Origin of the sequence: Bradyrhizobium sp. Rc3b (assembly GCF_900114915.1) — a bacterium.
Taxonomy (GTDB): domain Bacteria; phylum Pseudomonadota; class Alphaproteobacteria; order Rhizobiales; family Xanthobacteraceae; genus Bradyrhizobium.
In genome coordinates this window covers 322,704-346,032 of record NZ_FOUS01000001.1, presented here as the reverse complement: position 1 = coordinate 346,032, position 23,329 = coordinate 322,704, and the positions used below count along the sequence as shown (strand labels likewise).

Annotated in this window: 19 protein-coding genes; 11 read left to right on the top strand and 8 right to left on the bottom strand. The window is 64.2% G+C overall.

Annotation, left to right across the window (positions count from 1 at the left end; genetic code table 11):
* Positions 1-82: 82 nt before the first annotated feature.
* Positions 83-901 carry an ABC transporter permease gene (locus BM190_RS01650; protein ID WP_092251561.1) on the bottom strand — a complete coding sequence of 273 codons (819 nt, stop codon included), beginning with the start codon at positions 899-901 and terminating at the stop codon, positions 83-85.
* A 112-nt stretch (positions 902-1,013) separates the two neighbouring features.
* Positions 1,014-1,817 (bottom strand): ABC transporter ATP-binding protein, encoded by an 804-nt coding sequence (locus BM190_RS01645; protein WP_092251560.1) that lies wholly within the window; start codon positions 1,815-1,817, stop codon positions 1,014-1,016.
* 104 nt (positions 1,818-1,921) lie between these two features.
* On the opposite strand from BM190_RS01645, the gene BM190_RS01640 reads away from it, so the two are divergent.
* On the top strand, positions 1,922-3,244 hold the full coding sequence (locus BM190_RS01640) for an ActS/PrrB/RegB family redox-sensitive histidine kinase (RefSeq protein WP_092251936.1): 1,323 nt from the start codon (positions 1,922-1,924) through the stop codon (positions 3,242-3,244).
* A gap of 103 nt (positions 3,245-3,347) precedes the next feature.
* On the top strand, positions 3,348-3,902 hold the full coding sequence (locus tag BM190_RS01635) for an ActR/PrrA/RegA family redox response regulator transcription factor (protein WP_008141807.1): 555 nt from the start codon (positions 3,348-3,350) through the stop codon (positions 3,900-3,902).
* A gap of 221 nt (positions 3,903-4,123) precedes the next feature.
* Here BM190_RS01635 and BM190_RS01630 read toward each other — a convergent pair whose 3' ends face one another.
* On the bottom strand, positions 4,124-4,615 hold the full coding sequence (locus BM190_RS01630; RefSeq protein WP_092251559.1) for an MmcB family DNA repair protein: 492 nt from the start codon (positions 4,613-4,615) through the stop codon (positions 4,124-4,126).
* Positions 4,616-4,788: 173 nt separating this feature from the next.
* On the opposite strand from BM190_RS01630, the gene BM190_RS01625 reads away from it, so the two are divergent.
* Positions 4,789-6,489: an alpha-amylase family protein gene (locus BM190_RS01625; RefSeq protein WP_092251558.1), complete on the top strand. Its 1,701-nt coding sequence runs from the start codon at positions 4,789-4,791 to the stop codon at positions 6,487-6,489.
* A gap of 179 nt (positions 6,490-6,668) precedes the next feature.
* On the opposite strand, the gene BM190_RS01620 is transcribed toward BM190_RS01625, so the two are convergent.
* On the bottom strand, positions 6,669-8,267 hold the full coding sequence (locus BM190_RS01620; protein ID WP_092251557.1) for an alpha-amylase family glycosyl hydrolase: 1,599 nt from the start codon (positions 8,265-8,267) through the stop codon (positions 6,669-6,671).
* 162 nt (positions 8,268-8,429) lie between these two features.
* Here BM190_RS01620 and BM190_RS01615 point away from each other — a divergent pair, with 162 nt between their 5' ends.
* Positions 8,430-9,110, top strand: a complete 681-nt coding sequence (locus BM190_RS01615) for an MBL fold metallo-hydrolase (RefSeq protein WP_018319513.1) — start codon at positions 8,430-8,432, stop codon at positions 9,108-9,110.
* A 3-nt stretch (positions 9,111-9,113) separates the two neighbouring features.
* Here BM190_RS01615 and BM190_RS01610 read toward each other — a convergent pair whose 3' ends face one another.
* Positions 9,114-9,482, bottom strand: coding sequence for a winged helix-turn-helix transcriptional regulator (locus tag BM190_RS01610; protein WP_092251556.1), 369 nt, complete (start codon positions 9,480-9,482; stop codon positions 9,114-9,116).
* A gap of 137 nt (positions 9,483-9,619) precedes the next feature.
* Between BM190_RS01610 and BM190_RS01605 the strand changes: the two genes are divergently transcribed.
* Positions 9,620-9,922: a hypothetical protein gene (locus tag BM190_RS01605; protein WP_244550563.1), complete on the top strand. Its 303-nt coding sequence runs from the start codon at positions 9,620-9,622 to the stop codon at positions 9,920-9,922.
* 1 nt (position 9,923) lies between these two features.
* Here BM190_RS01605 and BM190_RS01600 read toward each other — a convergent pair whose 3' ends face one another.
* Together BM190_RS01600 and BM190_RS01595 are read right to left on the bottom strand one after the other, a co-directional pair.
* Positions 9,924-11,117, bottom strand: coding sequence for an extracellular catalytic domain type 1 short-chain-length polyhydroxyalkanoate depolymerase (locus tag BM190_RS01600; protein WP_092251934.1), 1,194 nt, complete (start codon positions 11,115-11,117; stop codon positions 9,924-9,926).
* 146 nt (positions 11,118-11,263) lie between these two features.
* The gene (locus tag BM190_RS01595; RefSeq protein ID WP_092251554.1) at positions 11,264-12,670 is read right to left on the bottom strand and encodes an MFS transporter; all 1,407 of its coding nucleotides are present in this window, start codon (positions 12,668-12,670) and stop codon (positions 11,264-11,266) included.
* A gap of 361 nt (positions 12,671-13,031) precedes the next feature.
* Here BM190_RS01595 and BM190_RS01590 point away from each other — a divergent pair, with 361 nt between their 5' ends.
* Entirely contained in the window at positions 13,032-14,267 is a 1,236-nt protein-coding gene (locus tag BM190_RS01590) for an LLM class flavin-dependent oxidoreductase (RefSeq protein ID WP_092251553.1), read from the top strand.
* Between the two features lie 148 nt (positions 14,268-14,415).
* On the top strand, positions 14,416-15,792 hold the full coding sequence (locus BM190_RS01585; RefSeq protein ID WP_092251552.1) for a cytochrome P450: 1,377 nt from the start codon (positions 14,416-14,418) through the stop codon (positions 15,790-15,792).
* 270 nt (positions 15,793-16,062) lie between these two features.
* Here BM190_RS01585 and BM190_RS01580 read toward each other — a convergent pair whose 3' ends face one another.
* The gene (locus BM190_RS01580) at positions 16,063-16,902 is read right to left on the bottom strand and encodes an SDR family NAD(P)-dependent oxidoreductase (protein ID WP_018319506.1); all 840 of its coding nucleotides are present in this window, start codon (positions 16,900-16,902) and stop codon (positions 16,063-16,065) included.
* Positions 16,903-17,081: 179 nt separating this feature from the next.
* Here BM190_RS01580 and BM190_RS01575 point away from each other — a divergent pair, with 179 nt between their 5' ends.
* The 4 genes from BM190_RS01575 to BM190_RS01560 all read left to right on the top strand — a co-directional run bounded on the left by BM190_RS01575 (position 17,082) and on the right by BM190_RS01560 (position 23,218).
* Positions 17,082-18,047, top strand: a complete 966-nt coding sequence (locus BM190_RS01575; RefSeq protein ID WP_092251551.1) for a sensor histidine kinase — start codon at positions 17,082-17,084, stop codon at positions 18,045-18,047.
* A 222-nt stretch (positions 18,048-18,269) separates the two neighbouring features.
* Positions 18,270-20,006, top strand: coding sequence for a putative bifunctional diguanylate cyclase/phosphodiesterase (locus BM190_RS01570; protein WP_177236885.1), 1,737 nt, complete (start codon positions 18,270-18,272; stop codon positions 20,004-20,006).
* A gap of 259 nt (positions 20,007-20,265) precedes the next feature.
* Complete coding sequence (locus tag BM190_RS01565; RefSeq protein WP_092251549.1) at positions 20,266-21,708, top strand: sigma-54 interaction domain-containing protein; 1,443 nt, start codon at positions 20,266-20,268, stop codon at positions 21,706-21,708.
* Between the two features lie 199 nt (positions 21,709-21,907).
* Entirely contained in the window at positions 21,908-23,218 is a 1,311-nt protein-coding gene (locus BM190_RS01560; protein WP_177236849.1) for an MFS transporter, read from the top strand.
* The last annotated feature ends 111 nt before the right edge of the window (positions 23,219-23,329 follow it).

Below are 23,329 nucleotides of genomic sequence, written 5' to 3'. Positions count from 1 at the left end.
CGCAATATTGCGTCAATGCATGGTTCCGTACATCTACGTGGCGGAGACGGGTAAATCGGCCTGAATCCACGGGAAAGTGACGTTATTCACCGCCCGACAGCAGCGAGCCGTGCCGTTTGGCGCTGCGCAAAAGGGCAAGGAATGATGCAAAAGATGCAACCAGAAAGACGGCGTTGATGGCCAGCGCCTCCAGCATCAGATCGGCGCGGAAGGTGTTTTCGATCAGCAGCGCGCGCATCCCCTCGAAGGCATAGGTCGGCGGCAACGCCCAAGCGACGTATTGCAGCCAGACCGGCAACACGCTGACGGGATAGTAGACGCAGGCGAGCGGCAGGATCGCGAACATCAGGGTCCAGACGATGCTCTCGGCGCCGAGGCCGTTTCGCAGCACGAGACCCGACACGAAGATGCCGACCGACCAGCTCGTGAAGATCAGATTGCAGAAGAATGCGATCAGCGGCAGGCCCAGGGCATAGACATTGAATTGAAACATGAACAGCGCGAGCAAGGTCATCGGAATGATCCCGATCGCAAGCCGGATCAGGCTCATGACCATCAGCGACAGCAGAAACTCGATCGGCCGCAAGGGGCTCATCATGAGGTTGCCGATGTTGCGCGCCCACATCTCCTCCAGGAACGAGATGGAGAAGCCGAGCTGCCCGCGAAACAGGATGTCCCAGAGGATGACGGCGCCGATCAGCGTGCCGCCGGCGCGCGCGAAGAAATTGGAATTCTCGGCGATGTAATACTGGATGAAGCCCCAGGTGATGACCTGCAGCGCCGGCCAGTACAGCAATTCGAGCAGCCGCGGCCAGGACGACAGCAGGAGGTACCAGTAGCGCAGGATCATCGCGCCGATGCGATGGACGGAGATGCCGCGGTGGACGGCGAGGCCGGTCATGGCACGCTCCCGTAGCCCGGATGGAGCGCAGCGCAATCCGGGAATCGTGCCACATGCGACAGGGGTCCCGGATTACGCTTCGCTTTATCCGGGCTACGAAGACGGCTCCCGCTCACCTTGCTGCCTCCTTCGCGCCGTTCACCCGGCCGCGCGCAACGTCCAGAAACACCTCCTCCAGCGTGGTGCGGTTGTAGCGCGCCATGATCGCCTCCGGCGTGTCGTCGTCCTCGATGCGACCGCGCTTCATGATGATGACGCGATCGCACAGCCGCTCGACCTCGAGCATGTTGTGCGAGGCCAGAAGGATGGTGGCGTTGTTGTCCTTGCGATAACGCTCCAGATGCGCCCGCACCCAGTCGGCGGTATCCGGATCGAGCGAGGCGGTCGGCTCGTCCAGCAGCAGCAGCTCGGGCCGGTTGATCAGCGCCTTGGCGAGCGCGACGCGGGTCTTCTGCCCGGCGGACAGCTTGCCGTTGGCGCGGTCGATGAAATCGGTGAGATCGAGATCGTCCGCGAGCTCGGCAATGCGGCCGGCGAGGTTCTTCACCGCATAGAGCTTGCCGAACACGGTGAGATTCTGCCGCACCGTGAGCCGCATCGGCATATCGACATAGGGGCTCTCGAAATTCATCCGCCCCAGCACGGCAGCGCTCTCCTCCGGCATCCGATGTCCGAGCACCTGCACGCGGCCGGAGGTCGGCAGCACCAGGCCCATGATCATCGCGATGGTCGTGGTCTTGCCGGCGCCGTTGCCGCCCAGAAGCCCGGTGATGCTGCCGCGCGTCAGCGAAAAGGAGATATCGTCGACCGCGCGGGTCTGCTTGTAGATCTTGACGAGGTGCTCGACCGCGATCGCCGCGGACGAGCTGCGCTCCGCGACAGTGGGCCGACTTGAAGCCTTGTCATTCTCGGTCATGCTGGTCGTTCTTCTGCTATTGCAGCGGATAGCGCAAGGCTTGTAAATCCGGTGGTTCCGCGAGCCCAGCGTTTGTGATCTGGAAGGCACCCCCATTGGCCGATCTGACTGAAATTGCTGCTTCCGACTTTCGCCACGCGCAGCGGCATATCCGCCTGGACACGATCCTACGGCTGCGCTGGCTGGCGGTGCTGGGCCAGCTCGCCGCGATCTTCATCGTGGCGCAGGGGTTGGAATTCAACGTCGAGATCGTCCCCTGCGTCAGCATCATCGCCTTGTCGGCAGCACTGAATCTGGCGCTCCAGACCGCGGCCAATCCGATGCAGCGGCTGGAGCCGATGCAGGCGGCCGGACTGCTCGCGCTGAACATCGTGGAACTGGCCGGTCTGTTGTACTTCACCGGCGGACTGCAGAACCCGTTCTCGTTCCTGTTCTTGGCGCCGGTGCTGATCTCGGCCACGGCACTGCCGGCGCGCTTCACGTTCGGCCTCGGCGTGCTTGCGGTGGCCTGCGCCTCGGTGCTGTTCTTCTTCCATTTGCCGCTGCCCTGGGATTCCGATGATCCCCTGGTGCTGCCGCCGATCTATCTCGTCGGCGTCTGGCTCTCGATCGTGCTCGCGATCGGCGTCACTAGCCTCTACTCTTTCCAAGTGACCGAGGAGGCGCGCAAGCTTGCGGACGCGCTGGCCGCGACCGAGCTGGTGCTGACGCGTGAGCAACACCTGACCCAGCTCGACGGGCTCGCAGCCGCGGCCGCGCACGAGCTCGGCACGCCGCTCGCGACGATCTTCCTGATCTCGCGCGAGCTGGAGAAGACGGTGAAGGACGCCAGCTTTGCCGCCGACCTGAAGACGTTGCGCGAGCAGACCCAGCGTTGCCGCGACATATTGAGCAAGATCACCCAGCTCTCCTCCACCGGCGCGCCGTTCGACCGCATGAAGCTGTCGGAGCTGATCGAGGAGGTGGTGGCCCCGCACCGCGATTTCGGCGTCGAGATCAAGGTGCGGATCGCGGTCGCCGCCGTGTCCGAGCCGGTCGGCTCGCGCAATCCGGCAATCCTGTACGGCGTCGGCAACATCGTCGAGAACGCGGTCGATTTCGCCCATACCACCGTCGAGGTGAACGCGTGGTGGAACAAGGACACGATCGAGCTTCTGATCTCCGACGACGGCCCCGGCATTCCGCCCGATATCCTGAACCGGATCGGCGAGCCCTATCTGTCGCGGCGGCGAACCACGGATGACGGCGGCGGTGAGCGACGCGGTCTCGGATTGGGCGTGTTCATCGCGCGCACCTTGCTGGAACGCACCGGCGCCAAGGTCTTGTTTACCAACCGGATCTTTCCGGAACACGGCGCGGTGGTGCAGATCACTTGGCCGCGACAGCGTTTTGAGGCTATCGAGAGCCTCGAAGAAACAATAGGATAGGCCGCGACCTTGCGTCGCACAACAGGGCCGATCGACTATCGGCGGCCTTGGCACCGCTCGATTGCGAGGCCATATGTAGTCGCGTTGGAGAGAGGACAAAACCTTGAACGCCATCGCCGAACTGAACGAACAGACCGACCGCTCGCTGCTCATCGTGGAGGACGACAAGCCGTTCCTGGAGCGGTTGTCGCGCGCCATGGAAACGCGCGGCTTTGCGGTGACGTCATGCGACACCGTCTCGGATGGTCTTGCGCAGATCGGCAAGGCAGCGCCGGCATTCGCCGTAGTAGATTTGCGGCTCGGCGACGGCAACGGCCTCGACGTGGTCTCGGCGCTGAAGAAGAAGCGCCCGGATGCGCGCGCGATCGTGCTGACCGGCTACGGCAACATCGCCACCGCCGTCACCGCGGTGAAGATGGGCGCGATCGATTATCTCTCCAAGCCAGCGGATGCCGACGACGTCGTCGCGGCGCTGCTGTCGACCAGCGCGGAGAAATCCGAGCTGCCGACCAACCCGATGTCCGCCGACCGCGTGCGCTGGGAGCACATCCAGCGCATCTACGAGATGTGCAACCGCAACGTTTCGGAAACGGCGCGGCGGCTCAACATGCACCGCAGGACGTTGCAGCGCATTTTGGCCAAACGCGCGCCGCGGTAATTTACGGCAATCAGCAACCTATCCCCGTCACCCTGAGGTGGCCGCTCCTTCAACGGCCCTCGAAGGGCAACGGCCAGGCCACATCGCGGGATGACGGAACGACAGGTCTCGTAGGGTGGGCAAAGGCGCGAAGCGCCGTGCCCACGATCTGTAAGAGCTGGATAGAGATCGTGGGCACGCTTCGCTTTGCCCACCCTACGGCACCGATGTTTGCGGCGCCGCTACTCCCAAAACTCCGCATGCCCCTGCGGATCGACCAGGCGGTTGATGCGTAAGGCTGCCGCCATTCCAAACCGCACCGTCATCTGCTTCCTCGTCGCGGCAGCCAGCTTGTGCTCGGGCGCTTCGCATTGCAGGTGCGCGCCATAGGCGTCGGCGATGATCAGGCCGGTGCCTTCCGGAAAGATCTCGCACGGCAGGTCCTGCGTGAAGGCGAAGAACAGCCGGTCGCAATGGGCACGGTATTCATGCCATTTCTGATCGGCGCGCAGATCCTCCACCGACGATTTGATCTCGACGATCCAGATCTCGCCGCGCTCGTTCAGCGCCACCAGGTCGGCGCGCCGGCCCGAGGGCAGCGGCAATTCGCTGATGCAGGTAAAGCCGAGCGAACGTAAGAGCCGCGCGGTGCCGCGCGCGACCGCGAGCGCCGTTTCCGACTGGCGGCGATCGGGTGGCGGCACCAGGGCGATGTTACGGGCGGGATTGTCCATGGAGGGAGGATAGCCGATTCCGTTTGGGGCGGACACTCTCTCCGCCCGTCGGGTCCCGGGCTCGCGCCAAGTGGCGGCCCCGGGACGACAGTGTGTGGGACGCGGAACCTCCCCTCCCCCACGAACTTATCACGCAGCCGCCGCACCTCGGCGGAACCACCGAGGCTGCGCGGATGATCGACGATCTCTGGTACAAGAACGGGGTAATCTACTGCCTTTCCGTCGGCTCCTATATGGACGCCAACGGCGACGGCGTCGGCGACTTCAAGGGCCTGCTCCGCCGGCTCGATTATCTGCACGGCCTCGGCATCACCACGATCTGGCTGATGCCGTTCCAGACCTCGCCCGGCCGCGACGACGGCTACGACATCGCCGACTATTACAGCGTCGATGCCCGTTACGGCACGCTCGGCGATTTCGTCGAGTTCGCCCATGGCTGCAAGCAGCGCGGCATCCGCATCATCATCGATCTCGTCGTCAACCACACCTCGGATCAGCATCACTGGTTCAAGGAGGCGCGGCGCGACAAGAACTCGCCGTATCGCGACTGGTATGTGTGGTCCGACAAGAAGCCGGCCGGTGCCGACAAGGGCATGGTGTTTCCCGGCGTGCAGAAAACGACCTGGACGCGCGACAAGGAAGCGGGCGCGTATTACTTCCACCGCTTCTACGATTTCCAGCCCGACCTCAACACCTCGAACCCGCATGTGCAGGCCGAGATCCTGAAGATCATGGGGTTCTGGATCCAGCTCGGCGTCTCCGGCTTCCGCATGGATGCCGTGCCCTTCGTGATCGCGACGAAGGGCGCGAAGGTGAAGAAGCCGGTCGAGCAGTACGACATGCTGCGCGCGTTCCGCGAATTCCTGCAATGGCGGCAGGGCGACGCCATCATCCTCGCCGAAGCCAATGTGCTGCCGAAGACGGACATGGAATATTTCGGCCGCGATGCCGACCGCATGCACATGATGTTCAACTTCCACGTCAACCAGCACCTGTTCTATGCGCTGGCATCCGCAGATTCGCGGCCGTTGGCGAAGGCGTTGAAGGCGACCAAGCCGCGGCCGGCGACCGCGCAATGGGGCCTGTTCCTGCGCAATCACGACGAGCTCGATCTGGGACGGCTGACCAAGGCGCAGCGCGACACCGTGTTCAGGAATTTCGGTCCCGACAAGGATATGCAGCTGTACGACCGCGGCATCAGGCGGCGACTCGCGCCGATGCTCGGCGGCGACCGCCGACGGCTCGAGCTCGCCTACAGCCTGATGTGCACGCTGCCGGGAACACCCGTGATCCGCTATGGCGACGAGATCGCGATGGGCGACGATCTCTCACTGCCGGAACGCAATTGCGCGCGCACGCCGATGCAATGGTCGACCGAACCGCATGGCGGCTTCACCAAGAGCAACAAGCCGGCCTGCCCCGTGATCGACAAGGGGCCTTACGGCTACCCGCACGTCAACGTCGCCAAGCAGCGGCGCGACCCCAACTCGATGCTGAACTGGACCGAGCGCATCGTCCGCATGCGGAAAGAAGTGCCGGAGGTCGGCTGGGGCGACTTCGCCATCATTCCGGTGCGCGATCCCGCCGTGTTCATCATGCGCTACGACTGGCGCAACAATTCGGTGCTGTTCGTGCATAATCTCGACGAGAAGCCGCGCGAGATCGCGTTCTCAGCCGGGCTGCCGGACGAGGCCGGCGCGCACCTGATCAATCTGCTCGCGGAGGACCACAGCCACGCCGACAAGCGCGGCCAGCACCGGATCGTGCTCGAGCCGTATGGGTATCGCTGGTACCGCGTCGGCGGGCTGGATTATCTGTTGAAGCGGAGCGATATCGACGGGGATACGGTGCGGGGGAAGAAGCATCCGGGGTAAGAGTATCTACGCATCGCTATACTCCATCGCAGCCATACCCTCCGCTGTCGTCCCCGCGAAAGCGGGGACCTATAATCACAGGGAGAAGTGTGGGGCGCGCTGGTCACTCCGAGTCTTCGCAAAGCAACTCCCTGTGGTGATGGGTCCCGGATCTGCGCTGCGCTTGTCCGGGACGACAGCTAGGGTGGGGCGACAATCACCCCCTCATTGCCACGCAGATCCAACACGCCTTCAATGCGCTCGCCGTCGCGATCCAGAAACGTCGACAGCAAGATCTCGCTGCCGAAACGGATCGCGCTGGTGGTCACCGCGACCGGATCGGGGCCGAGATTGAGCGCCACGATCACCGCCTGCCCTTCGGCTTCGCGGCGATAGATCAGGAGATCGCCTTGTGCCGCGATCGGATGATAATCGCCGGCGACCAGCGGCGGACCGCTCTTCCGCAGGGTGATCAGGCGCTTGTAGAGGTTGAGGATCGAGCGCGCATCGGCTTCGAGATTGACGACATTGTCGCGCACATAGTGCTCCGGCAGCGGCAGCCACGGCCGCGCCGCCGAGAAGCCGGCGAATTCGGTCGCATCCCACTGCATCGGCGTGCGGCAGCCGTCGCGGCCGACACCGATGCCGGGCACGTTCTTCTCGAAGGGGTCGCGGACGTCCTCCGGCGCGATCGCCACCTGGTGCATGCCGATCTCGTCGCCGTAATAGAGCGTCGGCGTGCCGCGCAGCGTCAGCAGCAGCATGGCGGCGACGCGGGCCTGCTCGGACCCGACGCGGCTTGCGACCCGCGGGCGGTCGTGATTGCCGAGCACCCAGTTCGGCCAGGCGCCGCGCGGCAGCGCCTTCTCGTAATCCTCGATGATCGTCTCGATCGAGCGCGCGCTCCAGAAGGTCGAGAGCAGCGCGAAATTGAACGGCATCTGCGCGCCGGTGAGATCGTTGCCGTAATAGGCCATGAGACGGTGCAGCGGCAGATAGATCTCGCCGATCAGCACGCGGGCTCCGAATTCATTGGTGACACGCCGCATCTGCGAGATCACGTCATGCACCTCCGGCTGGTCGGTGGAGTATTGCGTCATGATCCTTTCATTCGGTGGCCGTCCCTCGACGTAACGCGGATTGGGCGGGTTGTCGCGGAATTCGGCATCCTTGATCAGGTGCCAGATCACGTCGACGCGAAAGCCGTCGACGCCCTTCTCAAGCCAAAACCGCATCACGTCGTAGATCGCGGCGCGGACGTCGGGATTGCGCCAGTTCAGGTCCGGCTGCTGGGCGAGGAAGGCGTGGTAATAATATTGCCCCGTGGTCTCGTCGAACTGCCACGCGCTGCCGCCGAACTCGGACAGCCAGTTGTTCGGCACTCCGCCGTCGGGTGCCGGATCGCGCCAGATGTACCAGTCGCGCTTGGGATTGTCGCGCGAGGCGCGGCTCTCGACGAACCAGGGATGCTGGTCCGAGGTGTGGTTCGGCACGAGGTCGAGGATCAGCTTCAGGCCGTTGTCGTGGGCGGCCGCGATCAGCGCATCGAAATCTTCCATCGTGCCGAACAGCGGCTCGATGCCGGTATAGTCGGCGATGTCATAGCCGAAATCTTCCATCGGTGAGGGGAAGATCGGTGACAGCCAGATCGCATCGACGCCGAGCGATTTGACGTAAGGCAGCCGCTGCAAAATGCCGGCGAGATCGCCGACGCCGTCGCCGTTCGAGTCCTGAAAGGAGCGCGGGTAGATCTGATAGAAGATGCCGTCGCGCCACCAGTTTTCGTTGCTCTGAGCCATGCGGGAAGACCACCCATAATCTGCGTCTTGCGCGGGAGAACGCGACAACACCGCCCCGGTTCGAATTGGCAGGCCAATTGGGACGGCCGTGTGACGATTGTTCCCGGGCGCGGCGGCGAATCTTTTGCTTGGCGGCCTGGCAAAAATCGGCATTGTGGCGCCATGACCGAGCAAAATAACAGCCAAGACTCTTCGCAAGCCAAGGCCGGCGCGATCATCGTTCCCGTGACGCTGTTCGAGCAGAACTGCACCATCATCTGGGACGAGCCCAGCAAGAAGGCCGTGGTGATCGATCCCGGCGGGGACGTGCCGAAGATCCTGGACGCGATCAAGCAGACCGGCGTCACCGTGGAGAAGATCTGGCTGACCCACGGCCATATCGACCATGTCGGCGGCGCGGCCGATCTGCGCGATGCGCTGAAGGTGCCGATCGAGGGGCCGCATGAAGCGGACAAGTTCCTGCTCGACAATGTGGTCGAGAGCGGCGCACGCTTCGGCATGACCGGCGTGCGCAATTTCGCGCCGGACCGCTGGCTCGCCGAAGGCGACAGCGTGTCGATCGGCAGCTTGCAATTCGATATTTTCCACTGCCCCGGCCACTCGCCCGGCAGCGTGGTGTTCTTCAACAAGGAGCTGCGCTTCGCTCATGTCGGCGACGTCCTGTTCGCCGGCTCGGTCGGGCGCACCGATTTGCCCGGCGGCAGTCACGCCACGCTGATCAACTCGATTTTGACAAAACTGCTGCCGCTCGGCGACGACGTCGGCTTCATCTGCGGCCACGGCGCCGGCTCCAGCATCGGCCAGGAGCGGATGACCAATCCGTTCATCACCGGCGAGATGTGAGGTTTATTCCGCTGCGTCCACAAGCGTGGCGGTCTCACTGAGGTGACGATCGCCCCATTCGCGGATCGCCGCGACTACGGGCACGAAGCTCTTGCCCTTGCGGGTCAGGCGATACTCGACCTTCGGCGGCACCTCGCCGAAATCCTTGCGATCGATCAGGCCGCTCGCGGTCAGGGCCTTCAATTCACGACTGAGCACGCGCGGGGTGATCTCGGCGCTGCCTTCCGCGCCGCGCAAAAGGCCGCTGCGGATCTCGCCATAGCGGCGCGGGCCGTCCTTGAGATCCCAGACGATGCGCAGCTTGTACTTGCCGCTGATCATCTTCTGAAAGGCCGCGACCGGACAGGTGCGCGCCGGGTTCGCCTTCGCCATGTCGTCTCCTCCACGCGTTAGCCACACCTCAGGATAGGAGCGACGTCGAAAAAGTCCATACTATCAATTTTGTCCATACTTGCAGGATCGCTTGCAAGCCGCAGATGATGACGCACACGACGAACAGGGAGCGTCACATGAAGCACTTCATGATCAAGTATGAATTCAGGAACGGTACGACGGAGGCCTGGCACCAGGAGGTCGGCCGCTTCATCAAGGCGATCGACGGCGATCCGGAGTTGACGGGCCGGATCGGCTATCGTGTCCTGAAGAACCGCGACGACGGCAGCTATTTCCATCTCGCCAGCGTCGCTGACGATGCCGCGCAAAAAGCGCTGCAATCGCGCGACTTCTTCAAAGCCTATCAGGAGATGACGCGGAAGGTCGCCGGCGGCGAGGTGACGGTGACGCCGATCGAATGGATCGGTCAGACGGCCTGAACTACTTCATCAGCCCCGCGGCGGTCAGTGCGCGCGTGATGATCTGGCCGAGATCGAAGCCGCGAGCCTCCTCGCGCGTCGGCTCGGCCGGCTGTTCGGCGACCGCGGCGCGGATCGAGCGGGCGAGATGCGGCGCGGGCGTCAAGGCCGGCTGCGCGGCAGGCTTGCTTGTAGACTTGCTTGTAGGCTTGGCCTCCGCCTTTGCAGCATCTGCAATCCAGCCAGTGAGGCCGAAGAACTTTGCGATGTGATAGGACGAGGAAATACCGGCCTCGATCAGGAATGCGCCTTCCACGCCGTACCGCTGGTCGTTGTCGGCAAGCCCGAGCGGCGTGCCGTGCGCCATGTCGGTGATGGCGTAGGACTCGACCAGCGTCTCGCCGTCCTTGCCCCACCACGCCTGGCGCGGATAGCCGTCGACATTGGTCTCCGCCATCGGCGCTTCCGGCAGATCATGAAGATCGAGCCACTGCTTGACGATCTCGTTGGCATTGCCGGGATTGACGGTGCGATCCGCGCTGCCGTGCCACACCGAGATTTTCGGCCAGGGGCCGCGATAATCCGAGGCATTGCGCACGAGATCGCCGAGCTCGCGCGCGGGACGCACCGGGGAATGAAACATGCCGTCCAGCGCCTCGCGCAAATTCGAGGCGATGCCATAGGGCAGTCCGGCAATGACCGCACCGGCTGCGAAGACTTCCGGATGGGTCGCGAGCATCACCGACGTCATGCCGCCGCCGGCCGACAGGCCGGTGATGAAGATGCGCCTGGGATCGATGCGATGCGCCTCGACCATGTGCGCGATCATCTCGCGGATCGAATGCGCCTCGCCGCTGTCCCGCGCCGTATCTTCCGGATTGAACCAGTTGAAGCAGGTGTTGCCGTTGTTGATCCGCTGCTGCTCGGGCATCAGCAGCGCGAAGCCATAGTGCTGCGCGAGCGTCGACCAGCCCGCGCCGAGATCGTAACCGGCTGCCGTCTGCCCGCAGCCATGCAGCACGACGACCAGCGCGCGCGGCTTCTGCAACTGCGCAGGCACGAACGCGAACATGCGCAAGGCGCCCGGGTTGTCGCCAAAGCCGGTGACCTCTTCCAATGGACTGGACGCATCCGCGCTGCGGCCGAGCTCGGCAAAGCGCAGACCGTCCAGCCTCGGCAGACGTCTCAACAGATCAACATTTTTGGCTAACGACACGGCAACTTCCTGGTGGGCGACTTTCAACGTTCAGCCAAACCAGATAGTTGCTGCATTGCAAAATAAAAAGACCGTGCGCTGTCCATCCACGAAAATCACGGGAAATCCCGCCGAAATCCGCACGTATTAACCGCAATGCCTCAACTTCATGCAGATGCGCGATGCATCCACGACAGAAATGCGGCGCAGATCAGGATTAATGTCACAAACAGCGCAAGCGAGACCAGAAATCCTGCGCGCGCTGATTGCAAGGCATCGACGGCGAAGAATACCGCGCCGATTGCGGCCACTCCGGCCGCATTTCCGATCTGCGCCGTGGTGCCGTAGATGCCGGAGGCCGAGCCTGCGGCGACGGGCTTGACGGTCGAGAGCACCGCGCCGGAGAGCGGCGCCATCACCAGTCCCTGACCGTAGCCGAAGATGATCATGACGAGCGCGAGCAGAAGCGGCGATGGCGCATCGATACAGGCTGCAACAAGCGCGAGCGCGGCGAGGCCTGCGATCTGCAGCGCGCAGCCTTCGATCAACACCTTGGTGCCGCGATGGCGCGCCCGCACGCCGCTGTGGCGCGAGGCCACGACGAAGGCCAGCGCGAGCGGGATGAAGGCCATGCCGGCCGACAGCGGCGGGATCTTCAGGCCGCGCTGCATGAACAGCGTCATGACGAGGTAGAAGGAGAGATTGGCAAGGAAGAAAAAGAAGGCGGCGCCAAGCCCGCGCAAGAAAGCGGCATCCGCCAGCAGCGTGAGGTCGATCAACGGCATGCCGCCGGCACGCGCGACTGCGTGCTCGAGCTTCAGGAACGCTACGAGGACGGCGCCGCCGATCGCCATCACGGCCCACAGCCAGGGAGCCCAGCCGACATCGTGACCAAACAGCAGCGGACCGATCAGGCACAGCAGCCCCGCGAACAGGACCATGCTGCCCTTGATGTCGAGCCTCGTCCCTGATCGCCGCGGCACCGACGGCATGATGCGCCAGGCGGCAGCCACAATGACGAGGCCGCAGGGAACGTTGACGAAGAACACCGAACGCCAGCCGGTGCCAGCGAGATCAATCGTGACCAGCAGACCGCCGAGCAGGAAGCCTGCGGCACCGGCCAGCCCCAGCACGATGCCGTAGATCGCGAAGGCGCGGCTGCGCGATTCGTCCGTGAACAGGAGATGAAGCGTCGCCAGCACCTGGGGCACCATCAGCGCCGCGGTCGCGCCCTGCGCCAGGCGGGCGATGATCAGCTCCACGCCGGATTGCGCGAGCCCGCACCACAGCGAGGTCGCCGTAAAGCCGAGCACGCCGGCCAGGAAGATAGTCTTGGTGCCGTGGACGTCGCCAAGCCGGCCCCCGGTGACGACAAGCGTGGCGTAGGCGATCAGGTAGATCGCGATCACGGATTCGATCTGCGCCGGCGTAGCCTGCAGATCGACCGCAATGGTCGGAATGGCGACGTTCACGATGAAGGCATCGACGCCGAACATGAACTGGGCAGCCACCACGATGGCCAGCACCCACCAGCGGCGGGACGAATCGATTTGTTGTGTGACGATCTGATGCATCGGCGCGTGACCCTGGATTACCGTGCCGATGATTTCAGGTCTGACGCGGTGTCACGATTACCTCGGAGGTAGGATTCGTGTGCTTCGTTCGAGGCACGGCTGTTTCGCCTCTCCCCACTTGCGGGGAGAGGCGGGATTCAAACGCAGTTTGAATTCGGGGGAGCTTCCGCGAGTCCCAATGCCACCGAATTTGGCGAAGTGGCCCCTCACCCCAACCCTCTCCCCGTAAGAACGAGGGGGAAGACTCAACGCACGCATGCCTGCATTCCGCCGCGCGGGACACCGCGCGATTGCGTTCGCGCCTTCCGGCACGTAGCTTCACCGCCTCAACAAACAGAAAATCAAAGCCGGAGAGAACGCCATGGCGCGCCTGAAGTTCGGAGCCTTCCTTGCCCCGCATCACCCGATCGGGGAGCATCCGATGCTCCAGTTCCGGCGCGATCTCGACCTGGTCGAGCAGCTCGATGCGCTCGGCTATGACGAGTTCTGGTGCGGCGAGCATCATTCCTCGGGCTGGGAGATGATCGCCTCGCCCGAGATGTTCCTGGCCGCGGCCGGCGAGCGCACCAAGCGGATCAAGCTCGGCACCGGCGTGGTGTCGCTGCCCTATCATCATCCCTACAATGTCGCCCAGCGCATGGTGCAGCTCGACCACATGACCGGCGGCCGCGCCATCTTCGGCTCCGGCCCCGGCGCGCTTGCCTCCGACGCACACACGCTCGGCATCGACCCGATGACGCAGCGTGACCGCCAGGACGAGGCCATCGGAATCATCCGCCGCCTCTTCAACGGCGAGCGCGTCACGGCGAAGAGCGACTGGTTCACGATGAACGACGCCGCGCTGCAGATCCTGCCGTTGCAGGCGGAGATGCCGTTCGTCGTGGCCTCGCAGATCTCGCCCTCCGGCATGACGCTGGCCGGCAAATACGGCATCGGCATCATCTCGCTGGGCTCGATGACGACGCAGGGGCTGATGTCGCTGCAGCAGCAATGGCAGTTTGCGGAGGACGCCGCGAAGAAGCACGGCACCAAGGTCGACCGTGCCGACTGGCGCGTGCTGCTGACCTTCCACATCGCCGAGACCCGCGAGCAGGCGCGCAAGGAAGCCGGCGTCGGGCTGATGCGCTGGCACAACGAATATAATGTCGGTACGCTGCAGCGGCCGGGCCTCACTGCGTTCTCCTCGCCCGACGAAGCCGTGGACAAGACCGCCTTCGTCGAGGGCGCGGCCTCCACCATCGGCACGCCCGACGATCTCGTCAAAACCATCAAGAACGTGATGCAGGTCTCCGGCGGCGTCGGCGCCATCATCGGTTTCGTGCACGACTGGGCCAATCCGGAAGCGACGCGCCGGAGCTGGGACATGGTGGCGCGCTACGTCGTGCCGGAGATCAACGGCTATATCGATGGCCTGCGCAGGTCGCAAAAATTCGTGATCGAGAACCGCGCCATCTTCGAGCGTGCGGGCCAGGCCGTGATGGCCAAGATCATGGAGAACGAGAAGGCCGCCGAGGCGCTGAAGATGACCGGCCCCGGCCGCGTCGCCATCCCCGCCGTCAATGCGCCGGATCTGCAGAAGGAAGCGGCGAAGCGGTAGGACGCACTCCACTCGTCGTCCCGGGGGGCGCGTGGCGCGAACCCGGGACGACGGCGGTGGGTGTGACGATTTTGTGCGTAAGACGACCGCAGCTCATCGCGGCCGGATCGTGCTATGTTCGCGGCGCCTGCCAACCGGAGCAATCGTCATGTCGATGCAGAATGTGGCCGCACCGGCGCCCGACTATACCGCGCCCAAGCGCAACGCCCTGACGCACATTCCCGGCGACGAGGGATGGCCGATCATCGGCAAGACCTTCCAGGTGCTGGCCGATCCCAAGGGCCACATCGAGGCGAACGGCGCCAAATACGGCCCGGTCTACCGCACCCATGTGTTCGGCGAGACCAATGTCGTGCTGCTCGGGCCCGAGGCCAACGAGCTCGTGATGTTCGACCAGCAAAAGCTGTTCTCCTCGACCCACGGCTGGAACAAGGTGCTCGGCCTGTTGTTTCCGCGCGGATTGATGCTGCTCGATTTCGACGAGCACCGGCTGCACCGCAAGGCGCTGTCGGTCGCGTTCAAGTCCGGGCCGATGAAATCCTATCTCGCTGATCTCGACCGCGGCATCTCCGCGCGGGTCGCCCAGTGGAAGGCCAAGCCCGGCGAGATGCAGCTCTACCCCGCGATGAAGCAGCTCACGCTGGACCTCGCCGCAGCGTCCTTCCTCGGCGCCGATATCGGGCCGGAGGTCGACGAGATCAACCGCGCCTTCGTCGACATGGTCGCCGCCGCTGTCGCGCCGATCCGCCGCCCCCTTCCCGGCACCCAGATGGCCGCCGGCGTCAGGGGGCGCAAACGCATCGTCGCCTATTTTCGCGAGCAGATCCCGCTTCGCCGCGGCAATCATGGCGGCGATGATCTGTTCTCGCAGCTCTGCCGCGCCACCCATGAGGACGGCGCGCTGCTCTCCGAGCAGGACATCATCGACCATATGAGCTTCCTGATGATGGCGGCGCACGACACGCTGACCTCGTCGCTGACCTCCTTCATCGGCGAGCTCGCCGCCAATCCGGACTGGCAGGACAGGCTACGCGCGGAAGTTCTCGCGCTCGGGCTCGCGCCAGGCGCGCCCAGCAGCTTCGACGATCTCGAAAGAATGCCGCTGTCCGAGATGGCGTTCAAGGAAGCGCTGCGGATCAAGCCGCCGGTACCCTCGATGCCGCGCCGCGCCATGCGCGATTTCACCTTCAAGGGCTTTACGATTCCCGCCGGCACCGCAGTCGGCGTCAATCCGCTCTATACCCATCACATGAAGGACATCTGGCCGGAGCCGGATCGCTTCGATCCATTGCGCTTCACCGAAGAGGCGCAACGGGGTCGCCACCGCTTCGCCTGGGTCCCGTTCGGCGGCGGCGCGCATATGTGCCTCGGGCTGCACTTCGCCTACATGCAGGCAAAATGCTTCGCGCGGCACTTCTTGCAGAACATCGAGGTGTCGCTGGAGCCCGGTTACAAGCCGGACTGGCAGATGTGGCCGATCCCGAAGCCGCGGGACGGGTTGCGGGTGAGAGTGCGGGCGGTTTAGCCTCACGTGTCCCGGACGCGCGAAGCGCTAGCCGGGACCCAGAATGCTGCGATCGAGTAGGTGGAGAGATGGGCCCCGGCTCTGCAGCGCACCGCACCGGACGATGCTTCGCATCGCCGGGGGCGCTGCGCTGCGTCCGGGGCACGAGATCTCGTAGGGTGGGCAAAGGCGCAGAGCGCCGTGCCCACGATTTGCCGCTATGGAACGGGTTGGTGGGCACGGCGCGCGAAGAGCGCGCCTTTGCCCACCCTACGGCACCGTCTCCGTCGCTTACGCCCCCTGATCGAACGCCTTGCGCAAGGCCACATAGCCCTGCTGCTGCTGGCTCCAGTTGCGGCCGCCGGTCATGGCGCCATCCACGACGAGGTCGTGGCCGTTGATGAAGCTGGATTCGTCGCTGGCCAGGAACACCGCGGCCTGGGCGATGTCATCGGGAAGGCCCGCGCGCGGGATCGGCTGCGCGGTCTTGTAGACCTCGCGCATCACCGCCGGCGTCTTCTCCGCAGCATCGGTCGAGAGCCCGAGCGCCTTGCCGAAGATTCCGGTCGCGATCGCGCCCGGCGAGATCGCGTTGACGCGCACGTTGGACTCGCCGAGCTCCATCGCCACGCATTTGGTGAGATGGATCACCGCCGCCTTGGCCGCGCTATAGACCATCGAGGATGAGAAGCCGGCGAGGCGGCCTGCGATGCTGCCATTGTTGATGATGCTGCCTGAGCCCTGCCTCTTCATGTGGGGCGCGGCGTGCTTCATGCCGAGCATGACGCTGCGCACCAGCGTCGCCATCGCCGCATCGAAGCGCTCGACCTCAAGGCCTTCGATGCCGCCGGTCTGCGCCGGGCCGCCGGCATTGTTGAACAGGCAGTCGATCCGGCCGAACTTGTCCACGGCGAGCGCGATCAGCGCCTGCATCTGTGCTTCGACCGTCACGTCGGTCTGGCGGAAGATGCAGTTGGCGCCGAGCTGCTTGGCCAGAGCCTCGCCCTCCGGTAGACGCCGCCCCGCGATCACAATTTTGGCACCTTCGGCAACGAAGACTTCCGCAGTGCGCAATCCGATCCCGCTCGTCGCCCCCGTAATCACCGCAACCTTGCCGTCCAGCCTGCCCATGGAATGTTCCTGTTTTCGAACGATTTGATGCCAAATGGCGAACATCGGCCGCTGCCATTGCAGCGGTGGCCACTATCTCTGCCTGTCTGCGGCAAGGCAAGCTATGCTTGCGCGGACGGGATGCGTAACATCCTGATGGGCCGCTCGATTTTCGAACGCATATCGCAACTGGGCTGCGCATGGGGAAGCTGATCGAGGAATTCCGCAGGGGTTGGCAGGGTGCGGCGCCGCCATCGCTTGGTCTGAGCATTGCCTTTGCAGTGGCCTGCCTGCTGATTGCGACGCTGACGCGCTGGGCCCTCGCCCATGTGCGGCCCGACGTCTACTTCACCCCCTACTTTCCGGCCGTGTTCTTTGCCGCCGCGTTCGGGGGCTTCCGGATCGGAATCGTGACCGCGCTGGTCGGCGGCATGCTCGGCGTCGTCGTGAATTTCGGCGATGCCTTTGCCGATCGGGCGCGGTTTGCCCTGCTGGCACTGTATTGGGCGGTCTGTGCGCTCACCATCTGGGGTGTCGAGCACTATCGCACCATGCTGGCGGAGCAGCGCCGGATCTCCAAGCGCCTGATCGAGGAAGAAGAGTATCGCAAGCTGCTGGTCGACGAGCTCCAGCACCGGCTGAAGAACAAGCTATCGACGGTGCACGCCGTGCTGCACCAGGTGCTGCACGACCACCCCCAGGTCTGGGACCGGGTCGATCCGCGGTTGCGCTCGCTGGCCGCGACCGACGATCTGATCTCGCGGATCGACAAGGCCGGCTGTGACATCCGCGACCTCCTGATCTCGGAGCTCGGGCCCTATGGCCATGTCCGCTTCACCCTCAATGGCGACCGCCTATTCCTGCCGCCGAAGCTCGCGGTCACGCTGTCATTGATGTTTCACGAGCTGGCCACCAATGCGGGCAAGTACGGCGCGTTCTCCGCGCCGCGCGGTCTGCTGCAGGTGTCATGGACCGTCAGCGACGACCGCCTGATCATCACCTGGGACGAGACCGAGGGTCCGAGCGTGGACAAGGTCTCCGAGCCCGGCTTCGGCACCAAGCTGCTGAAATCGGCACTGTCGTCCTTCGATGGCAGGACCGAGATCTCTTACTTGAAGACCGGGCTGCATTGCATCATGCAGTGCCGCATCCCCCGAAGCGAATAGCATCGCGCGTCAAGCGAAAGCCGGCCCGCGCACCCCGCCCGCAGTTTCGCATGGGCTGTTGACCCTCTGTTAATGACGATTTTCTGCGCGCGTCGCATCGCCGCAAGTTTTCTCCAAAACACCCCCGTATTTCTCCGTACCCCTTAACCAAACCTAAGAGGGAACCGCGCAAGATCGCGCCCATTGCAAAGGCGCGCTGAAACAACAAGATTCATGACTTCTATGAACGACAACCAATATTCCGGCGCGACTGAAGCCGAGCTCGGTTTTCTCAAGGAAATCGTTAGAATGCTGCCGGCCGGCCTCACCGTGCAGGATGCGCATGGCGAGCTTCTGCTGGTTAACGATGCCGCCGCCGCGCAGCTCGGCATGGACGGCAGTCGCCCTTCACCCGATCTTGCGCAGCGCCGCGAAGCCTGCCGCCAGGCGCTGAGCGCCGGCCAGGCTGTCGTCACCGAGGAGGCGCTTCACGGCGGCGCCGCGCGCCAGGTGCTGCTCACGACCCACCGTCCCGTTCGCCTCGCCGGACGCGAGCTGCTGATCTCGGCGTCCTCCGACATCACCGAGCAGAAGAATTTCGAGGACCAGCTGTTCCGCTCGGCCTATTTCGACGAGCTGACGGGATTGCCCTCGCGGCGCGTGATCGAACATCACGCCAACAATCTGCTGGCGGAGAATGGCGGCGGCGAGCGTTTCGCGCTGGCCTTCCTCGACGTCGACAATTTCAAGCACATCAACGACTATTACGGCCACGCCGTCGGCGATGCGCTGCTGGTCGAGCTGTCGAAGCGGCTCGGGCGCGACTTGCGCGATTCCGACATGCTGTCGCGCATCTCCGGCGATGAATTCCTGCTGCTGCTCTCTCCGATCCAGAGCCAGGAGGAAGTCGCCGAATTCATGCAATCGACGCTGGAGCGGCTGACGGCGCCGTTCTTCATCGACCATTCGGAACTCTTTGCCTCCACCTCGGTCGGCATCAGCCTCTATCCCGATCACGGACGCAGCTTCGAGACGCTGCGCCAGAATGCCGACATCGCGATGTACCGCATCAAGAACGACGGCAAGGGATCGGCAGCCTTCTTCGATTCCAGCATGGAGCGCGAGGCGCTGGCGCGGATGAAGATCGAGCAGTCGCTGCGGCTCGCTATCCTGGAAAAGCGCTTCTGCTGCGCCTTCCAGTCCAAGGTCGACATCCGCACCCAGGCGGTGAAGGGCATCGAGGCCCTGGTCCGTTTGCGCGACGACGAAGGCGTGATCCAGGCGCCGGGATCCTTCATCAATCTTGCCAGCGAGCTCGGGCTGATCGACGAATTGACCCATCTCGTGCTCGCCGAAATCGTCAAATCGATCGACCTGATCAACGAGACGTTCGGCGCGGAAGCGACCATCAGCATCAACGTCGCGGCCAAGCAGGCCGGCAACCCCGAATTCATGCGCAGCTTCGCGCGGGCGCTGGACGACACCGGCTTTCCGCAGCGCTTCATGATCGAGGTGACCGAAGACGCCTTCGTCGCCAAGAATCATTTCCAGGACGAGATCCTGCCGATGTTCCGCAAGCTCGGCGTCGGCATCTCGATCGACGATTTCGGCACCGGCTATTCCTCGCTCTCGGCGCTGGCCGACATCACCGCCGACGAGATCAAGATCGACCGCTCCTTCATCACCGACATCCATAAGCGCCCGCGCAGCCAGGGCATCCTGCGCGCGATCGAGTCCTTGAGCGAAGCGCTCGGCATGACCGTGATCGCCGAAGGCCTCGAATCCTACGAGGAGCTCGCCTATCTCCAGGCCGCGACCAAGATCCGCTACGCCCAGGGCTATTACTTCTCGCGCCCGATCTTCCTGGAGGAGCTCAAGCTCGCGACGCCGGCCTCGAGCGAGTCGCGCGCCAGCGTCTTAAGCCGCCCGCACCAACAGAACCGCCAGGGCTATTCGCGGGCGAGCGGCTATCGAAGGTAGGGTGCAAGCGGGACAACATTACCGCTGTCGTCCCGGGGCGCGAAGCGAACCCGGGACCCATCACCCCAGGGCGTGGTATGGAGTAAGCTGCCAACTCCGAATGTTCGCCAAACTATGCCATGTGGGTATGGGTCCCGGATCTACGCTTCGCTTGTCCGGGACGACGACTGAGTATGGGGCGCCTCGCGACCGACCAATTCCCCCTTTGAAATCGACGCCCTTTTGCTAATACACAGACAGACTTCCCCCGGGATATGTCATGTCCGCCTCTTCCGCCTCGATCAGCGATCCCGCCTATCTCCGCGCGCGCGCGATGGAGACGCTGTTCGAGCGGCTGGAGAAGCTCTGCGAGGGCGCGATCGCGATCGACCGCGGCGGGCGCGTCGTCTACGTCAATGAAAAATATCTCGCGGCGCTCGGCCTCAAGCGGACCAGTGAGGCAATCGGCCGGCCGATCGAGGAGGTCATCCCGAACAGCCTGATGCGCAAGGTGGCCGAGACCGGCGAACCGATCCTGCTCGACATCATGGAGCTCGGCGGCGAGCAGCTCGTGGTCACGCGCATGCCGATCGAGGACGAGAACGGCACCGTGATCGGCGCGATCGGCTTCGTGCTCTATGACCACCTCGAAAGCCTCAAACCCCTGCTTGCCCGCGTCGCCCAGCTCGAGAGCGATCTGCGGCTGGCGCGGCGGCAGTTGTCCAACGCCCGGGCGGCGCGCTTCACCTTCGCCGACTACGTCGGCACCACGCCTGGTATCGCGCAGGCCAAGCAGCTTGCAAGCCGCGCCGCCCGGCAAAGCGTCACCGTGCTGCTCACCGGCGAGACCGGAACGGGCAAGGAGATGCTGGCGCAGGCGATCCACAACGCCTCCTCGCGTGCGGAGAAGCCGTTCGTCAGCGTCAATGTCGCCGCGATTCCCGACACGCTGATCGAATCGGAGTTCTTCGGCACCGCGCCGGGCGCCTATACCGGCGCCGACCGCAGGGGACGCGAAGGAAAATTCCGGATCGCCGACGGCGGCACGCTGTTCCTCGACGAGATCGGCGAGATGCCGCTGCAATTGCAGGCCAAGCTGCTGCGCGTGCTGCAGGAGCGCGAGATCGAGCCGCTCGGCTCGGACAAGATCTCGAAAGTCGACGTGCGCGTGGTGGCGGCGACCAATGTGGATTTGCGCAAGCGCGTCAGCGACGGCGCGTTCCGGCCCGACCTCTATTATCGCCTGAACGTGCTCTCGATTGATTTGCCGCCGCTGCGGCAGTGCCTGGATGATCTCCCCGACATCTGCGCCCGGCTGCTCGAGGACATCAGCGCCTCCGGCGATTACGTCAAGGCGAAGATCACGCCGAGCGCGCTTTCCGCGCTGGCACGCTATGACTGGCCGGGCAACGTCCGCGAGCTCCGCAACATCCTGGAGCGGGCGCTGATCCTGAGCGATTCCGGCCGGCTGACAGGCGAGGACGTCGCCCGCATTCTTCCCGTCGGCTCCGACGTCAGGCCCTCAGCATCCGCGCGCCCGGCCGGACCCGTGGTGCCCTATGCCGAAGCCGAGGCCGAATTCGAGAAGCACACGCTCGAGCAGGCGCTCGCCGCCAGCAACGGCCAGATCTCCGAGGCCGCCAGGATGCTGCGGATCTCGCGCGCGACCTTCTACAAGAAACTCGCCAAGTTCGGCCTCGCCGCAGGGCCGGCCTCCGTCTGAGTTTCGAGACAATGGACTGTCCGGAGTCTCGGATTCCGGACAAGGCACCGAACGGCTCTGTCCGGGCACCAATGCGGAAATTGCCGGAATTTAAGCCGGTTTGCGCGAGCCAACAGCATCTGGCGCGGACCTTGCTCTTCGCTTTGCACAATGACGCATGCTGCACATGCGCATTTCGCAAATCAGGGAGGACGCAAGGATGAGTGAAGCGATCTCGGTCCATCAGCTTCAGGCGAAGCAGCCCTCGCATGTCACAGTCGCCACCGCGAGCCTGATCGGCACCGCCATCGAGTGGTATGACTTCTTCCTCTACGGCACCGCCGCGGCGCTGATCTTCAACAAGCTGTTCTTTCCGACCTTCGACCCCATGATGGGAACACTGCTGGCGTTCGCGACCTACGCGCTCGGCTTCGTCGCGCGCCCGCTCGGCGGCGTCGTGTTCGGGCATTACGGCGACAAGATCGGCCGCAAGACCATGCTCTATCTGACGCTGCTGATCATGGGCGTGGCGACCGCGGCGATCGGATTCCTGCCGACCTACGAGACCGCGGGCATCTGGGCCGCGGTCCTGCTCGTCACGTGCCGCCTGATCCAGGGCTTTGGCCTTGGCGGCGAATGGGGCGGTGCGGTGCTGATGGCGGTCGAGCATGCGCCCGAGGACAAGAAGGGCTTTTACGGCAGCTGGCCGCAGCTCGGCGCACCGCTCGGCCTCGTGCTCGGCACGCTGGTCTTTTCGGTGGTATCGGCGATGCTGACCGACGCGCAGCTGCTGGCGTGGGGCTGGCGCATCCCCTTCCTGTTCTCGATCGCGCTGGTGCTGGTCGGCCTGTGGATCCGCTTCACCATCGCCGAATCCCCGGAGTTCCAGAAGGTCAAGGATACCAAGCAGGAAGTGAAGATGCCGATCCTGGAGGCGATCAGGATGTATCCCAAGAACATCCTGCTCGCGATGGGCGCGCGCTTCGCCGAAAACGGCTTCTTCTACATCTACGCGACCTTCGTGCTCGCCTATGCCACGCAATCGCTCGGCATGAACAAGCAGGACATGCTCAATGGCGTGCTGATCGGCGCGGCGATCGAGACCTTCACCATCCCGGCCTTCGGTGCACTCTCCGACCGGCTCGGGCGGCGACCGATCTACATTTTCGGCGCGGTGTTCTCGGCGCTGATGTCGTTCCCGCTGTTCACGCTGCTGGCGACCAGGAACCCGCAATATGCCTGGATCGCGATCGTGCTCGGCCTCGCCATCGGTCATGCCGCGATGTACGGCCCGCAGGCGAGCTTCCTGTCGGAGCTGTTCGGCACCAAGGTGCGCTACAGCGGCGTCTCGCTCGGCTACAACCTGGCCTCGATCTTCGCCGGCGCGCTGTCGCCGCTGATCGCGACGGGACTGATGACGGCCTACGCGCCGGCGACCTGGCCGATCTCGCTCTACATGATCGCGCTGGCGCTGATCACCATCGTCTCGGTCTATTTCGCCACCGAAACACGCAAGGTCGCCCAGCCCTGAACGGGCTGAGTGCGGCCCCCGCGACGCCGGAGTGGCTGGTCGCCAGCCGCTCCGCGCGATACGAATAGAGGCAAACGAGAAGAGCCGGCATGCGGTCCGCAACAGACATGG

What these genes read in the sequence shown, in the direction of transcription:
- BM190_RS01575 (WP_092251551.1), top strand. Translation starts at nt 17,082, where the DNA reads ATGGGGAAGCTGATCGAGGAATTCCGCAGGGGTTGGCAGGGTGCGGCG.
- BM190_RS01580 (WP_018319506.1), bottom strand. Translation starts at nt 16,902, where the DNA reads ATGGGCAGGCTGGACGGCAAGGTTGCGGTGATTACGGGGGCGACGAGC.
- BM190_RS01585 (WP_092251552.1), top strand. Translation starts at nt 14,416, where the DNA reads ATGTCGATGCAGAATGTGGCCGCACCGGCGCCCGACTATACCGCGCCC.
- BM190_RS01650 (WP_092251561.1), bottom strand. Translation starts at nt 901, where the DNA reads ATGACCGGCCTCGCCGTCCACCGCGGCATCTCCGTCCATCGCATCGGC.
- BM190_RS01630 (WP_092251559.1), bottom strand. Translation starts at nt 4,615, where the DNA reads ATGGACAATCCCGCCCGTAACATCGCCCTGGTGCCGCCACCCGATCGC.
- BM190_RS01625 (WP_092251558.1), top strand. Translation starts at nt 4,789, where the DNA reads ATGATCGACGATCTCTGGTACAAGAACGGGGTAATCTACTGCCTTTCC.
- BM190_RS01615 (WP_018319513.1), top strand. Translation starts at nt 8,430, where the DNA reads ATGACCGAGCAAAATAACAGCCAAGACTCTTCGCAAGCCAAGGCCGGC.
- BM190_RS01560 (WP_177236849.1), top strand. Translation starts at nt 21,908, where the DNA reads ATGAGTGAAGCGATCTCGGTCCATCAGCTTCAGGCGAAGCAGCCCTCG.
- BM190_RS01620 (WP_092251557.1), bottom strand. Translation starts at nt 8,267, where the DNA reads ATGGCTCAGAGCAACGAAAACTGGTGGCGCGACGGCATCTTCTATCAG.
- BM190_RS01570 (WP_177236885.1), top strand. Translation starts at nt 18,270, where the DNA reads ATGAACGACAACCAATATTCCGGCGCGACTGAAGCCGAGCTCGGTTTT.
- BM190_RS01565 (WP_092251549.1), top strand. Translation starts at nt 20,266, where the DNA reads ATGTCCGCCTCTTCCGCCTCGATCAGCGATCCCGCCTATCTCCGCGCG.
- BM190_RS01645 (WP_092251560.1), bottom strand. Translation starts at nt 1,817, where the DNA reads ATGACCGAGAATGACAAGGCTTCAAGTCGGCCCACTGTCGCGGAGCGC.
- BM190_RS01610 (WP_092251556.1), bottom strand. Translation starts at nt 9,482, where the DNA reads ATGGCGAAGGCGAACCCGGCGCGCACCTGTCCGGTCGCGGCCTTTCAG.
- BM190_RS01590 (WP_092251553.1), top strand. Translation starts at nt 13,032, where the DNA reads ATGGCGCGCCTGAAGTTCGGAGCCTTCCTTGCCCCGCATCACCCGATC.
- BM190_RS01605 (WP_244550563.1), top strand. Translation starts at nt 9,620, where the DNA reads ATGAAGCACTTCATGATCAAGTATGAATTCAGGAACGGTACGACGGAG.
- BM190_RS01595 (WP_092251554.1), bottom strand. Translation starts at nt 12,670, where the DNA reads ATGCATCAGATCGTCACACAACAAATCGATTCGTCCCGCCGCTGGTGG.